This window comes from Streptococcus sp. KHUD_012 (assembly GCF_052588255.1).
The window spans coordinates 252,698-268,095 of the sequence record NZ_CP159355.1 but is presented as its reverse complement, the minus strand read 5'-3'; the positions used below and the strand labels follow the sequence as shown (position 1 = coordinate 268,095).

14 protein-coding genes are annotated in these 15,398 nt (G+C 40.0%); 2 read left to right on the top strand and 12 right to left on the bottom strand.

Annotation, left to right across the window (positions count from 1 at the left end; translation table 11 throughout):
• Nucleotides 1-67 precede the first annotated feature (67 nt).
• Nucleotides 68-751 (top strand): DUF4947 domain-containing protein, encoded by a 684-nt coding sequence (locus tag ABVF55_RS01565; RefSeq protein ID WP_042766417.1) that lies wholly within the window; start codon nt 68-70, stop codon nt 749-751.
• A 233-nt stretch (nt 752-984) separates the two neighbouring features.
• On the opposite strand, the gene ABVF55_RS01560 is transcribed toward ABVF55_RS01565, so the two are convergent.
• On the bottom strand, nt 985-3,780 hold the full coding sequence (locus tag ABVF55_RS01560) for a YhgE/Pip family protein (protein WP_445285415.1): 2,796 nt from the start codon (nt 3,778-3,780) through the stop codon (nt 985-987).
• Nucleotides 3,781-3,914: 134 nt separating this feature from the next.
• Here ABVF55_RS01560 and ABVF55_RS01555 point away from each other — a divergent pair, with 134 nt between their 5' ends.
• Nucleotides 3,915-4,448: a TetR/AcrR family transcriptional regulator gene (locus tag ABVF55_RS01555; RefSeq protein ID WP_003001962.1), complete on the top strand. Its 534-nt coding sequence runs from the start codon at nt 3,915-3,917 to the stop codon at nt 4,446-4,448.
• Nucleotides 4,449-4,599: 151 nt separating this feature from the next.
• Here the strand turns inward: ABVF55_RS01555 and rpsD are convergent, their stop codons facing one another.
• The 11 genes from rpsD to ABVF55_RS01500 form a co-directional block, all read right to left on the bottom strand.
• A complete protein-coding gene (gene rpsD / locus ABVF55_RS01550) occupies nt 4,600-5,211 on the bottom strand; it encodes a 30S ribosomal protein S4 (RefSeq protein ID WP_003002210.1) in 612 nt (203 codons plus the stop codon).
• A gap of 205 nt (nt 5,212-5,416) precedes the next feature.
• Nucleotides 5,417-6,148 carry an ABC transporter ATP-binding protein gene (locus ABVF55_RS01545; protein ID WP_320909621.1) on the bottom strand — a complete coding sequence of 244 codons (732 nt, stop codon included), beginning with the start codon at nt 6,146-6,148 and terminating at the stop codon, nt 5,417-5,419.
• On the bottom strand, nt 6,141-7,136 hold the full coding sequence (locus ABVF55_RS01540; protein ID WP_049506426.1) for an ABC transporter substrate-binding protein: 996 nt from the start codon (nt 7,134-7,136) through the stop codon (nt 6,141-6,143). The genes ABVF55_RS01545 and ABVF55_RS01540 overlap by 8 nt, the downstream gene beginning before the upstream one ends.
• Nucleotides 7,137-7,192: 56 nt before the next feature.
• Complete coding sequence (locus tag ABVF55_RS01535) at nt 7,193-7,951, bottom strand: ABC transporter permease (RefSeq protein WP_445285414.1); 759 nt, start codon at nt 7,949-7,951, stop codon at nt 7,193-7,195.
• Nucleotides 7,952-8,160: 209 nt separating this feature from the next.
• Nucleotides 8,161-8,433 (bottom strand): Veg family protein, encoded by a 273-nt coding sequence (locus ABVF55_RS01530; RefSeq protein ID WP_003009183.1) that lies wholly within the window; start codon nt 8,431-8,433, stop codon nt 8,161-8,163.
• A gap of 1 nt (nt 8,434) precedes the next feature.
• The gene (gene dnaB, locus ABVF55_RS01525) at nt 8,435-9,793 is read right to left on the bottom strand and encodes a replicative DNA helicase (protein WP_445285413.1); all 1,359 of its coding nucleotides are present in this window, start codon (nt 9,791-9,793) and stop codon (nt 8,435-8,437) included.
• A 25-nt stretch (nt 9,794-9,818) separates the two neighbouring features.
• Entirely contained in the window at nt 9,819-10,271 is a 453-nt protein-coding gene (gene rplI / locus ABVF55_RS01520; RefSeq protein ID WP_003002156.1) for a 50S ribosomal protein L9, read from the bottom strand.
• Nucleotides 10,268-12,247, bottom strand: coding sequence for a DHH family phosphoesterase (locus ABVF55_RS01515; protein WP_445285412.1), 1,980 nt, complete (start codon nt 12,245-12,247; stop codon nt 10,268-10,270). The genes rplI and ABVF55_RS01515 overlap by 4 nt, the downstream gene beginning before the upstream one ends.
• Nucleotides 12,248-12,442: 195 nt before the next feature.
• The gene (gene mnmG, locus ABVF55_RS01510; protein WP_003009189.1) at nt 12,443-14,353 is read right to left on the bottom strand and encodes a tRNA uridine-5-carboxymethylaminomethyl(34) synthesis enzyme MnmG; all 1,911 of its coding nucleotides are present in this window, start codon (nt 14,351-14,353) and stop codon (nt 12,443-12,445) included.
• A 10-nt stretch (nt 14,354-14,363) separates the two neighbouring features.
• Entirely contained in the window at nt 14,364-14,819 is a 456-nt protein-coding gene (locus ABVF55_RS01505; RefSeq protein WP_049492729.1) for an NUDIX hydrolase, read from the bottom strand.
• Nucleotides 14,820-14,965: 146 nt separating this feature from the next.
• Complete coding sequence (locus ABVF55_RS01500; protein WP_049471774.1) at nt 14,966-15,388, bottom strand: SseB family protein; 423 nt, start codon at nt 15,386-15,388, stop codon at nt 14,966-14,968.
• Nucleotides 15,389-15,398: the final 10 nt, after the last annotated feature.

The following is a 15,398-nucleotide window of genomic DNA, read 5'->3' as shown; positions in this document are numbered from 1 at the left end:
TTCCTGACCTTTTTTTGTTACCCTTTTTATGATAGAATAGAAAATCAATCAGCTTATCGAAAGGAACATGATGAAAAAACAAACACTCCCTCTTTTCTTCACACTCTTGCTATCTCTTCTTTTTCTATCAGCCTGTGTGCCGGACCTTAAGATCGACTTTAAAAAAGAACCAACTACTACCAGCTCAAAAAAGAAAAACACTAAAAAAAGTAGCTCGAGTCGTTCTAGCCACCCGAGTCGTTCAACTAGTTTAAATAGCTCAAGCAACTCCTCTAGCTCTCCTTCAACCACAACGCAGCCCTCTTCTGACAGCGTCACAACCGAAGGACTCCCTAAAAATGCTCAAGAAGCTCCAAAAGATAAGATTTATGCGACAGGAAACCTAAAAGTGGCCTACTCTAGAAATGGCGATACTATTTTTGCCCAGACGCCGGACTATGAAGGATATACCACTGCCCTTGTCCAAACAATTCTTGGGAATCCAGAGAAACAAATAACAGCCCCTGCTTATATTGCCGAATCTTTTGAAAATACCGAATTAGAAAATATTAAAGCGCTCTACCATGAGGGAAAAATAACAGAAGAACAAGCGCATGCCTTTTTGATGGGAGCTGTTGATCTCAAACAAGCTTCTAAATCCGGAGTAGACTATACCATTTACACCTATAAAAATAACACCATCCAACTGGTCTTTGAAAACGACCAACTTCTCTATATTACTCCAAATCCTGATGTTGTTTTCTTTAAATAATAAGAGAGTGGGACAGAAATCGGTAATTCGTTAGAATTCGATTTCGTCGTCCCACCTCCGCACAGTTGAGTAGGGCTGTAAAAGCTGATGAAATCAGCGTAGTAGAGCCCACTCAACCACTGCGTCTTGCTCGACAATCCAAAAACAATTGAGAGGCTAGGACTTTTGTCCCAGCCTCTTGTTTCACATGAAACAAAAAACTCCCAACACATTCTGTTGGGAGTTCCCGAAGATTAGTCCTCTTCATATTGTTTTGGATTATAGAACCACATTCCTAGCCCTGCAAAAAGAGCAATAGTCATCAGAAGGAAGGCCACTTGATTTCCAATTTCTCCTGTCATCGAAATCGTTTGACGAAGACCAGAAACGGTATAGCTCATTGGCAAGAATGGATGAATGGCTTGGAAAAAGCCATTTGTCAAAGCAAGAGGATAGGTTCCTGCACTAGAAGCCAATTGCAAGAGCAAGAGGATCAAGGAAAGGAAAGCACCGATCTTTCTTTGCCATGTTGTCAAAGCAGTCACGATAGACATGAAGGCCACACTACCAATCACACAAAGGAAGAGAGTAGACATCTCATGATTAGCTGATAAACCAATCAAGTGAACGGCACCATAGACCAAGACTCCTGCAATCACCGCAATCGTTCCGTTGACCTCAAAGCGAGATTTAAACCATGCCCAGCGACTTTCAGGATGACGACCGGATGGCAATTTTGCAAAGATCATATTGGTTGACAAGGCACAAACAAAGAGTGCTACAGAGATCATATAAGGAGCCATTCCGACACCATTCACCGGGACATTGTCACGGTCTGTTTTAGACAAAGTGACAGGATCTGCTAAGGTTTTAGCGTTTTCTTTTTCAGTTGTAGCCACATTCAATTGTCCCTTAGCATCGTTTAATCCTTGACTCAAGGTTTGGCTTCCTGTTGCTAATTCACCTAAACCATTTGTCAATGTTTGGCCACCTGCTGCTAATTTGCTGGACCCATCTGAGATTTGATTTGCACCGTCGGCTAGTTTATCAGCTCCGGTCACCAGTTGACCTGATTTTTCTGTCAACTGATTGACACCAGTGACAAGTTTATTGACACCACCTGCCAACTCTGGAGTCTTGCTGTTCAATTGTCCTACACCGTCAGCTAATTTTCCAGCACCAGCAACCAATTCACCCGACTTACCTGTTAATTGGGTCGCTCCTGAAGCCAGTTGATTCATACCTGATGTCAAGGTAGGCATCTTCCCATTTAACTCACCTAGACCAGAAGCCAATTGATTGCTTCCTGCAAGTAATTCTGATGATTTACTATCTAGTTGATCAACACCTGCTGCTAACTGACTAGCCCCATTTGTTAAAGTACTGCTATTCGTCTGAAGTTGGGTTGCTCCATTAGCGATTTTATCGACACCAGCTGTATAAGCTCCGATCCCTTGATTGATGGTTTGACTAGCTGGCAACAATTGTCCACTAACTGCGGATTGAATCTTAGACAAGCCACTTGACAAGTCTGTCAAGGTAGAAGAAGCTGTCGGTAAAACTTGATTGGCTGCCGTTTGCAGTTGTGTCAAGCTATTTCCTGTATTCAAACTACCTTGGATCGTTTGAATCGTAGTCAAGATTCCTTGAGCCGCCGTTTCACTCGAGCTTGGGCTCGATGAGATCGCTGCATTGATTTCCGCTTGTTGGTCAGCTGTCATTGCTTGATAGGCTGCTGTCCCTTGCACACTTGCAAGGGCATTTGCACGATCCGCTTGGGCTGAAGCAAGGATTGATTGAGCTGAATTCGCAATACTCGTCAATCCAGACGACAGTTGACTGGTATCTACTGTAGCATTTTGAATCGCTGCATTTAATTGGTTTAAACCTGCTGCCAATTGATCAATCTGAGCGGATTGACTTGTAGAAGCTTGTAGCTGGCTTGATAATGTTTGAATACCTGATTCTAATTGTGAAACCCCATTTCGAAGGGTAGCAGATTGACTACTTAATTGACCCGCTCCCTCTGATAAAGTAGCGACTCCATTTGTATAGGTTGCTAAACCATTTGAAAAGTTTGACAGGCCTGAATTCAATTGACGCACACCATTGGTATAATTCCCAAGACCATCATTGAGGGTCCCCATACCGCTGGTTAACTGACCAACTCCTGAGGCCAACTGAGGGGTTTGACTCGCCATTTGATTGAGACCATTTCCTAATCGATCCACTCCGGTAGCGTAAGCCATCAAGCCTGTATTAAAAGTACCAAACCCATTATTTAATTGATTGACGCCAGATACCAAGTTTGGAAGTTGACCAGCCATTTGATTGAGACCATTTCCTAATTGACCAACACCATCTGTATAGGCTGCTAGACCCGTACGAAGAGTAGTCGCACCATCTGAAAATGCTAAGCTTGAACGAGCCAATGTATTCAAATTAGTAGACAGTGTTTGACCACCATCTTCCAATTTACTTGCACCATCTGCTAATTTAGCACTTCCATCTGCCGCTGTCCCCATACCAGTTTTAAGCGATCCCATTTTGGAAAATAAAGCTGTTGTATACGTATTGGTCACTTTTTCGGCCACTGACTGCTTCATCTTTGTCATCGCAGTGTCGCTCATTTTCCCTGCGATAAAACTATGACCACTGGATGTTTGGTAATCAATGGTCATCTGTTCCGGATGATTGGTTAAGATGGAGCTAGCTTTCTTTGAAAGATCCTCAGGCAGGGTTACAATCATATAATAATCGCCATTTTTAAGACCATCTTTCGCAGCTTTCTCATCTACAAAATGAAAATCAAGTGAGTCATTGTCCTTCAAATTGGACACCATGTCTTTTCCTATTTCCATCTTTTGTCCATTATATGTAGCAGATTGATCCTTATTGACAACCGCTACAGGAAGATCCGAAACTTGGCCATATGGATCCCACATGGAAGATAGAAAAATAATATTATAAAGAGCTGGAATCAAAGCAACTCCAATCATGACAATGATAAATGTTGGCTTTTTAAGAATAGCCTTCCATTCTTTCATCATATTTTTTGTCTCCTTTTTATACACATTGTCTAAATTTCTGATATAATAGATTATACAGTTTCTAGAAATTTTCACAAGTAGGAAATCTTTATTTTTAGACACTGTGTATAATTTTGTGCAAAAAGGATTAACAGATGACTGAGAGCAATAAACGATTAAAAACAAAACGAAATATCGAGGAGGCGATGGTTCGACTACTAGAAAAGGAATCATTCGACCAAATCACAACGGTTGAGTTAGCACAAGAATCCGGCATTAGTCGCTCTAGCTTTTATACCCACTATCGAGACAAGTACGATATGATCGAGCGCTACCAACAAGCACTCTTTCACAAGCTTGAATATATCTTTGACAAACACCAAGACGACAAGCGCCAAGCGATTACAGAAGTGTTCGAATTCCTAACCAAGGAGCCACTCTTTGCAGTTCTTCTGACAGAGAATGGAACCAAAGAGATCCAAACCTTCTTACGACATAAATTACAGATTCTTCTGGTTGATAGTTTGCAAGAGCGCTATAGTCATAAATCATTAACAGATATTGAAAGAGTCTACAGTTCTGTCTATCTGACCAATGCCTTCTTCGGAGTCTGTCAGATGTGGGTTTCGCGCGGAAAAAAAGAAAGTCCTCAACAAATGGCTGAATTTTTAATGAAAATGTTACGGTAACAGTCTCTCCTGATCGATCTAGATCAGGAGTTTTTTTATTAGCAGGTTTAGGTTTTAAGAAAACAAAAAGGGGAGCAAAGCCAGAAATCAACCCTTTAAGACAAAATAAAAAGCCCACTGTAGTAGGCTTTCTGCAAAGTATATCTTAAAATTAAAGCATTTTGTTGTAGAATTCAACGACAAGTGCTTCGTTGATTTCTGGGTTGATTTCATCGCGTTCTGGAAGGCGAGTCAATGAACCTTCAAGTTTGTCAGCATCGAATGATACAAATGCTGGACGTCCAACTGTAGCTTCAACAGCTTCAAGGATAGCTGGAACTTTAGCTGATTTTTCGCGAACTGAGATCACTTGACCTGGAGTTACACGGTATGAAGGGATATCAACGCGTTTTCCGTCAACAAGGATGTGACCGTGGTTAACGAATTGACGAGCTTGACGACGAGTAGTCGCAAGTCCAAGACGGTAAACAACGTTATCCAAACGACGTTCTAAAAGAAGCATGAAGTTGAAACCGACAGTTCCTTCTTTAACTTTAGTAGCTTGTACGAACAAGTTACGGAATTGTTTTTCACCAAGTCCGTAAGAGAAACGAAGTTTTTGTTTTTCAGCTAATTGCAAACCGTATTCTGACAATTTTGAACGGTTGTTTGGTCCGTGTTGACCTGGTACGTAGTTACGACGTGCCAATTCTTTACCTGTACCTGTAAGTGACAAGCCAAGACGGCGAGATTGTTTCCAAGATGGTCCTGTATAACGTGACATTTAAAATGTCCTCCTATAAAAATAATTTTTGTAGGAAATAACGTTTTAGACAAACCTGATTCGTTCAGAAAGCCTTCGCCCAAACAGCAAAGGTTACTTTTCTAGCTGACTTCCTGTTGACGAGCTTCATTTTGTCCTGCTGTCATTTCGCACAAATTCTATTTTATCACGGAATAGAAACTTTGTAAAGTCCTTCAAAACAATTTCAATGAAATTCAGACAATAATTCTATGATTCGTTTTTTATATTGCAATTGTTGCCAGTCCCTATCCGTTGCTGGATCCCATATTAAAGGAAGATCTGCAATAATTTCACCGGGATTATGATTCAAGATATAGACCCGATCACTCAATGTCAAAGCTTCTTCGATACTATGAGTGATCACCAGAGTGGTGAGGCCAAGACGTTCCTTACTTTCTAGATACCAGTGATAAAGATCCTGCCTTGTCAATTCATCTAAGGCACTAAAAGCTTCATCTAATAGGAAGACAGAATGACCCAGAAGATAGGTTCTCAATAGCGCCACCCGTTGCCGCATTCCCCCACTCAGCGCATTGGGATAAAGGTTGGCGATACTTCCCAATTTAAATTCATCTAACAATTTTAGAGCTGTAGATGTTGCCTCTTCCTTAGGAATCTTTTTTAATTGAAGGGGAAGAATAATATTTCCCAATACTGTCTTATGTTCTAACAAAAGATCCTTTTGTAGCATATAGCTGACTTTTCCAAAGGAGATCGGGGCATCATCTACTTCTATGGTACCCTTTTGTAAGGGAAGGATCCCAGCAATTAAATTAAACAAGGTTGATTTCCCTACCCCACTCGGACCCAAAATAGAGACAATTTCTCCTTTTTGCACCTCTAGTGATACATTGTTTAAAACTGCTTTATCTCCAAAAGAGAAATTTACATCTTTTACGGTTAAAATATCAGTCACCTACCAATTCATTTGTGAAACCTTTGTCTTCTAAGTCATTTGAAACCAATCCTTGCTCTTTTGCCCAAGCATAAAAAGCATTCCAACGCTTGGAGTCAAACTGCCCCCATTTATCCTTGTCTGAAGCATATTGACTGGAAAGATATTTTTGAGAAGCTAGTACAAAATCACGCTGGTTAGCCAAAGCAGGGGCCTGTTTAATCAAGATATCTGCTGCTTCTTCTGGATGCTCTATAGCATATTGGTAGCCTTTTTTCACCGCTTGAATGAATTTTTTTGCTTCCTCTTTATGAGATTTCAAATAGTCATTGTTAGCAATAATTACAGGTGAATAGTAGTCAAATGCAGGAACAAAATCTTTCATATAGAAGAAATTGGTTTTCATTCCCTTTTGCTCAGCCAAAATTCCATCCCAACCGTGATAAATCCAAGCAGCATCAAAGACCTTATTTTCAATCGGAGTAATGGAATTTGAATCACTATTTGGAACCAATTTTACTTGATTAAAATCAGCCCCCTCTTTTTTCATCATCGATTTGATCATTTCCAACTCAATCGGATCATTCCAGGTACCATACTTCTTACCAACCAAATCTTTTGGACTTGTGATCGCTGCATCTTTTCTTGAAATAATCCCTGACGTATTGTGTTCGACGATAGCTGCAACAGCGGTAATCCCCGCACCTTTATCCAATTTCTTGGCCATAGAATCTTGGAAATAAATACCAAATGGAGCTTTCCCATTAATAATCAAATCAGAACTACTGTCTTCCGGCGGAAGTTTTATATCTACATCCAGTCCTGCATCTTTAAAATACCCTTTTTCCTTTGCTACATAGAGACCCGTATGATTGGTATTCGGGGTCCAATCTAGAATAAAATCAATCTTTTTCAAACCACTTGACGATTGCTTGACAGAATTTTGACAAGCACTCAAGAAAACAAATCCCAATATTATTGAGAAAAATAAACCTATTGACTTTTTCATTAGCTATACCTCATTTACATTATTGTCAATTTATTTTTACAACATTTACATCATTGTCAATTATTTTTCCATTTTAGAATTCTTCTTTCTAGTAGGTCAACAAGGAACATTCCCAATAAGCTAATAGTAGAAATTAACACAATAATCGCAAACATTGTATCGTACTGAAACAACTTCTTCGATTGGATCATATAAACTCCTAATCCATTAAAGCCCCCTAGCCATTCTGACACAACGGTACTGATAAAAGCATAGGAAACACTGACACGCAAACCTGCAAAAAAATATGGGAGTGTTGCGGGAATCTTATAGTGAACTAAGGTTTGAAATCGATTGGCTTGCATAATCTGAAATAACCGTAAAATATCTTGATCACAATGTCGAAATCCGTCTAGAAGACTCACAACAATGGGAAACACCACTGTAATAATGATCAAGACAAGTTTTGGAAACACACCGTAACCAAACCAAAGAACCAGAATCGGCGCTAAGGCGATCGTTGGAATCGTCTGTATGATAACCATAAAAGGATAGACTAGATCATTGACCCATTGAAAACTATCCATGACAATTGCTAAACCTGCAGCTAGAAGAACCCCTATAACGAGTCCGAGCAAGGCTACTTGAAGAGTAGACAAGCTGTGATGCATCAGAAGCGCTCGATCCCGAACAAAAGCAGTCCCTATTTCAAGTGGTGTCGGCAATACAAATTTTGGCAAGATGTTTAAAAATCCTGCCAACTGCCAGAAGACAAGAAGACTGGTAATCCCTGCAATCCCTATTAACTGCTTTGAATATCTATTTACAAGAGACATCGTAACCTCCTTTCTCAAAACTAAAAACCGCCTCCAAAAAGGAGACGGTTAGCACAAGGTCACTCATAACGAAAAATTCATTTCATTTGTTTCCTACGCTGGCATTACCCAGATCAGGTGCGGTCGAAGCTTACACTTCCTCTCAGACTGTACACAGACTCCCATATGTATTTATTATAATAACTGATTTAAACGATAAAAGCAAGAAATTAATCCAAATAACGAATTAAATTTTTCTCTGTTAAAATATCTGAATAGGTGTAAGACTCCACGTAGGTATTAGCTGGTTCACCTGGCAGGCTATTGTCATTTGTATACTCAATGATAAATAAAGAAGGATAGACCTCAATCAAGCGTCCGAATTTATTCTTTTGACGTTTTCGTCCATTTTCAAGCGTCATTTCGACCACTTGTCCTTCATGAGCCTTGATCTCTTCTTTAATTTTTTTCATTTTTGCAACATCTGTAAATGCATCACTCATCTTATTGATCCTCTCTCTTTGAAATGCTTGAGAATTTATTGTATTCCTTTTGGAAAATTAATTCTACTGTTCCACGCGCACCTGAACGGTTTTTCTCGATAATCACTTCAACCGTATTATTGGGCATGCCATCTTCTTCCTCTTCACCAGCTCGATCATAATAATCATCCCGGTACAAGAAGGCAACAATATCCGCATCCTGCTCAATGGATCCAGATTCACGAATATCAGAAAGAACAGGACGTTTGTCTTGGCGCTGCTCCACCCCACGTGACAGCTGACTCAAAGCAATAACAGGTACTTTTAGTTCCTTAGCCAAAATCTTTAACTGACGGGAAATTTCTGAAACTTCCTGTTGACGGTTTTCTCTTCCAGTACCAGTAATCAGCTGCAGGTAGTCAATCAGAATCAGACCAAGATTCCCTGTTTCCTGTGCCAATTTTCTTGCTCTCGAACGAATCTCAGTAATCCGAATTCCTGGAGTATCATCAATGTAAATACTCGCGTTGGCCAAATTCCCTTGGGCAATTGCATATTTCCGCCATTCTTCATCTGTCAATTGACCTGTCCGAATCGAATGGGATTCAATCAAGCCTTCAGCTGCTAACATCCGGTCGACCAAACTTTCGGCACCCATTTCTAATGAAAAAATAGCAACTGTCTTGTCCAACTTTGTTCCGATATTTTGTGCAATATTTAGAGCAAAAGCTGTTTTTCCTACTGCAGGACGAGCCGCTAAAATGATCAACTCTTCCTCATGTAGCCCTGTTGTCATATGGTCCAAATCGCGGTAACCTGTTGCAATACCCGTGATATCAGAGGTTTGAAGCGAACGGGCTTCCAAGCTACTAAAGTTAGTATTCAAGATGTCTCGAATATTTTTAAATCCACTACGACTTGCATTTTCACTAACATCAATCAGAGCTTTTTCAGCACCAGCGATGATTTCATCTGACGGACTCGCACCATCATAAGCTTGATTAATACTTTCCGTTAATCGAGAGATCAATCGACGTAAAACAGCTTTTTCGGCAACAATCTTCGCGTAATACTCTGCGTTAGCTGAAGTTGGTACCGAATTAATGACTTCTACCAAATAGGAGAGACCGCCAATATTTTGGAGATCCCCCTGACTATCTAAAATATTTCGAACAGTCGTCGCATCAATCGCATCCCCGCGGTTAGCTAGATCGATCATGGCTTTAAAAATCAAACGGTGCGAGTACTTAAAGAAATCGCCAGGCTCGATATATTCACGAACAAAGACCAATTTCCCCTCATCAATAAAAATGGCTCCCAACACTGATTGCTCCGCTTGGATATCCTGAGGTTGTGTTCGTAATTCCTCTATCTCAGCCATAAAAAAACCTTTCTATCGATCGTGTTTACCCTTCGTTTACACGAATATTAATCACACCTGTAACATCTTGATAAATTTTTACAGGGACGTCAATCAATCCTGTTGAACGAATTGGAGAGGAAACTTGGATATGACGTTTATCAATTTTAATGCCAAATTGTTTCTCAAGCTCTTCTGCAATCTTTTTATTGGTAATAGAGCCGAAGGTACGACCATCTGGTCCAATTTTTTCAGTGAATTGAACAACAGTTGCTTCTTCTTCCAATTTTGCTTTAATCTTTTGCGCTTCCGCTAACAATTCAGCATGCGCTTTTTCTTCTGACTTTTGCTTTCCACGAAGCTCACCGATTGCTTGGGCATTGGCTTCTTTCGCAAGATTTTTCTTGATCAAAAAGTTTTGTGCATAACCAGTAGGCACTTCTTTAATTTCGCCTTTTTTACCTTTACCTTTTACATCCGCTAAGAAAATAACTTTCATTCTACATTCTCCTTTTCAATAGTTACTTCGTTTTCAATAGTCTCAATCAGTTGTTGACGAATACTCATCAAATCTTGACCCTCAATTTGAGAGGCTGCCGAATTGAAATGACCTCCTCCGCCAAGCTGTTCCATGATACGCTGTACATTGACTTTGCTTCGACTTCGTGCAGAAATCGAGACAGTCCCACTTTGATTGCAAGCAATGACAAAGGTTGCTTCCACCTCAGACATGGCTAGCATACTATCAGCAGCCTTACTAATAGTTACTGAATCATAGGCTTTAGTCGTATTAGCACAAGCTACGATGATATGTGGCAAAATCTTTTCACCAGTCAAGATCAGTTCGTTCACTTCGCGGTACTCGTCAAACTGAATCGCAGAGATCTCCTGGATAGCTACACTATCACTACCTCTTGAGCGAAGGTAACTCGCCACATCAAAGGTCCGACTTGTAACACGTGTGGAGAAGTTCTTAGTATCCAGCATGATTCCAGCCATCAAGACACTAGCTTGAATCTTCGTCAATCGATTTTTCTTCGACTTCTGGAACTGAATCAGTTCACTAACCAATTCGCTCGCACTACTTGCTCCACTTTCAATATAGGTGATCAGAACATTTTCAGGGAAATCATCATCCCGACGGTGATGGTCAATGACAATAATCTGTTGAAATTCCTGATAAAACTCTTTAGAAAGGGTCAAGGCTGTCTTAGAATGGTCCACCATAATTAACAAAGAGCGATCCGTCACCATTTGCATGGCTTCCTCTAGGGGAAGGATTTTCGTTACCTGCTCTTCTTCTAGTTTCGCAATTGCTCTTGAAATATCACTAGCCATTGCATACGGGTCATAGACCACATAAGAGGAAGCTAAAATATTGCTAGAGAAAAACTGCATTCCCACAGACGCTCCTAAAGCATCCATATCCAAGTTTCTATGTCCAACAATGAAGACTTGATCAACGGATTTAATCTTATCCGAAATAGCTGTCATCATAGCGCGTGTGCGAGTCCGAGTCCGCTTCACAGCCGAAGCTGTTCCCCCACCAAAGAAAATAGGGTTTTTCTGTTCATCATTTTCCTTGACAACCGCTTGATCCCCACCACGAACTTCTGCAAGGTTTAGGTTCAAGAGAGCCCCTTTACCAATCTCATCATGCTTCCCATCACCGTACGAGAATCCCATACTTAAGGTAATAGGTAGCTCACGATTTTTAGCTTCTTCACGGAATTGATCGATGACAGAAAATTTTGATTCCATCAACTGTTCTAAGACCGTGTAGTCTGTAAACAAATAGAAACGATCCATCCCCACACGTCTGTAAAACATATGGTAATGAGCTGTAAACTCTTCTACAAAGTTGGCAATAAAACTATTGATATTGCTAATATCAGAGTCTGAAATGACATCTTCTAGATCATCATAGTTATCAACAGAAATAATACCGATAACGGGACGAGTTGTCACCAATCCCACAGTTGCTTCATACTCACTTGAAACATCAAAAAAGTAAACAACACTAGACGTCTGATCAAAGTAAACGGAATATTTCTTATCGGCTACAGTGACATAATGACCTTTATCCTCAAACAGAGTATTGAGTAACTTTTTCAATGATTCAACATCAAAGTCCCCATCATCTGTTGAAAAAATCAATTCAGCATAAGGGTTGAACCACTCTACTTCATTTGACTCTTCATTAATTTTGATAACACCAACAGGCATTTTATCAAGGAGGGATGCTAATCCGCTTTCTGCCTGATGGTTAACATATTGTATTTGTTCTAATTCATCTAACTCTGAAATTTGTAACTGGTATTCAAATAAAGCAATCAATCCAGCTAAGACTAAAAAAATTGCAATGAGAGTTACATAGCCTTTGCCAAAGATTCTTAAAAAAATTGCTAAAATTGCAAATGAAATAAAACCAATTAACACATAATGGATGAACGATAAACGAAATTTTTTCATCATAAACCTCTTCTCGGAATTATACCATAAATAGAGGTAAAAAGCGAGGTTTCTCTCTATATTACAGAGAAGAAAGACCACTAAAAGGCTCTTCCTCCGCTTCACTACTTTGTAAACAAGGTTTACAACTGTGTAAATAGTAACAACAGATTTCAATCCATAAAATTGAGGCTGAAACATCATCTCAGCCCCATTTTATTAGTGGTTTGCTTTGTTTTTGGAGATACTCCGAGATTTACCTTCTAAGTAAACCATTAAAATAGAGATATCCGCTGGATTGACACCTGAGATACGACTTGCTTGACCAATCGTTTCTGGATTAATTAATTTAAATTTTTGACGCGCTTCGGTTGCAATAGAGTCAATATCATCCCAGTCAATATTCGCAGGAATTCGTTTTTCTTCCATACGCTTCATTTTTTCGACTTGGTCCATTGCTTTTGAGATATAGCCTTCGTATTTAATTTCAGTTTCAATCAATTCAATGATTTTATCATCCAGTTCTTCAGCTGCAGGACCGATAAATTCTACCACATCTTGGTAAGAGACTTCTGGTCTTCGCAAGAATTCTTTAGCAGTGACAGCATCTGTCAATGGTTTAAAGCCCATTGCAGCAACCTTCTCATTGGTTTCCTTTACAGGCTTTAACTTAATGCTATCCAAACGCTTCATCTCGTTTTCAAACTGATACTTCTTGGTTTCGAAACGTTGCCAACGTTCATCATCTACCAATCCAATTGCTCGTCCCATTTCTGTCAAGCGCATATCGGCATTATCATGACGCAAAATCAGACGGTATTCTGCACGGCTTGTTAACAAACGATACGGTTCGATCGTTCCCTTTGTTACCAAGTCATCGATCATGACCCCAATATAACCATCACTGCGTTTCAAAATGAGTTCTGGTTTTCCTTGGATTTTTAGAGCCGCATTGATCCCTGCAATAATCCCTTGACCAGCAGCCTCCTCATAGCCAGACGTTCCATTGGTTTGGCCAGCTGTAAAGAGACCTGAAATTTTCTTAGTTTCCAAAGTTGCGCGCAATTGATGAGGCAAAACCATATCATACTCAATCGCATAACCCGTTCGCATCATTTCTGCCTTCTCAAGTCCCTTAATAGAATGGACGAGATCCCGCTGAACATCCTCTGGTAAACTTGTTGACAGCCCTTGAACATAGACTTCTTCTGTGTTTCGTCCCTCAGGTTCTAAGAATAGTTGATGACGCTCTTTGTCAGCAAAACGGACAATTTTATCCTCAATGGACGGACAATAGCGAGGACCTACTCCCTTTACAACCCCTGTAAACATAGGTGCCCGGTGTAAATTATTCTGGATAATTTCATGACTATGCCCATTCGTGTAAGTCAACCAACAAGGAACCTGATCCTTTACATAATCTTCATCACGCGATGTATAAGAAAAATGATTTGGAGCTTCATCTCCAGGTTGAATTTCCGTTTCGTCATAGTTAATTGACGATGCCTTTACACGAGGTGGCGTCCCTGTTTTGAAACGTCCAATTTCTAATCCTAGCTGTTTGAGATTGTCGGCCAAATTGATAGAAGCTAGACTATGATTAGGTCCTGATGAATACTTGAGATCTCCAATGATAATTTCTCCGCGTAAAGCTGTCCCAGTAGTGACAATAACAGCCTTTGCCCCATACTCTTGGTGAGTCGCAGTCCTTACACCAACAACCTTACCATTCTCCACCAAAATCTCATCAATCATAGTTTGGCGAAGAGTTAAATTTTCTTGGTTTTCAACCGTTTTCCGCATTTCTTTTGAGTAAAGTTCTTTGTCTGCTTGAGCCCGAAGTGCACGAACCGCAGGACCTTTACCAGTATTGAGCATTTTCATTTGGATGTAGGTCTTGTCGATATTCTTCGCCATTTCTCCACCGAGGGCATCGACTTCACGCACGACAATTCCCTTAGCAGAACCACCAATAGAGGGATTACAAGGCATAAAAGCCAGCATTTCAATGTTAATAGTCGCAAGTAAGACCTTACAACCCATACGGCTAGCAGCTAGAGAGGCTTCTACTCCCGCATGCCCCGCACCGATTACAATGATATCGTATTCTTCTATAAAGTTATAATTCATTCTATTTCTCCTATTTCTCAAGATGGATGTGTCGTAATTTTCCGTCCCAGTCTGGTAGGGCTGATTTTAAAAAAGCCGGTTTCAGGTCAACAGTATGTAAATCATCTAAAGCAATCCAACGGCAAGGTAATTGCTTTGTATCTTCCTGCATGACCAAAGGTGCATCTTCCAGCAAGTCCACAAAATAATGAAATTCAATGTTATGGTAGTGGATTCCAGCTTGTTCAAAGTGATTTTCAACCACGAAAGCTAGTGGACCTGCTTTAGATGTAACACCAAGTTCCTCTTTGACTTCCCGAACTACAGCATCTTCTGTAGTTTCATTGACTTGAATAGCACCTCCGATTGTATAACAGCCGTCCTCATCTTCTATGACGAACAAGCGATTATCTTTTACAATCAAAGCAGTCGCTCTCACACCAAAAACAGTAGAACCTATTTTCGTCCGAAAATCCTGTTGCCTCATTTTACTTCCTTTCGAAATCACACAAAAATAGTCAAAACTCTGAGAAGTGCAGGACAAAAAAGCCTGCAACATCCATGAGCTTTGACCATCATTTCTATTGCTTTTATTATTGTAGCAAATTGAGAAAATTTGTCAATTTAAATATACTAAGACTGACGGATTGCTTCAAAAACTCCTTTGTCAATCTCAACTGGATCAGAGAATGCATCTAGAACAATCCCTCTCACTGGAAACTTTCCTATCCTTTCTGCAGTAAATAAACAGTCCGTAAAAGGTATTTGCAGCCAAGAAAAACGATCGTAATAATCTTTAGGAATATCCTGTTCCGTCAAGAAACAAGGATAAAAGTAGTCGTCTCCCTTTCGTAGAATATCCGGTTTTAGACGAACACCTTCTTGTTCATCACTCCCATCCATTAAAGAAGCATTAAAGGGAACCCAAACTTTAGATTGCTTCAATTCCTTGAACAAAGCTTCAATTGACTCCGTCGTTTTTTCCCTCAAATACTGTTTCTTATAATCAGAGATAGTCTTTGTATTCTCTATTTTTTTCTTAAAGAACTGAAACACTTTCGTTCCT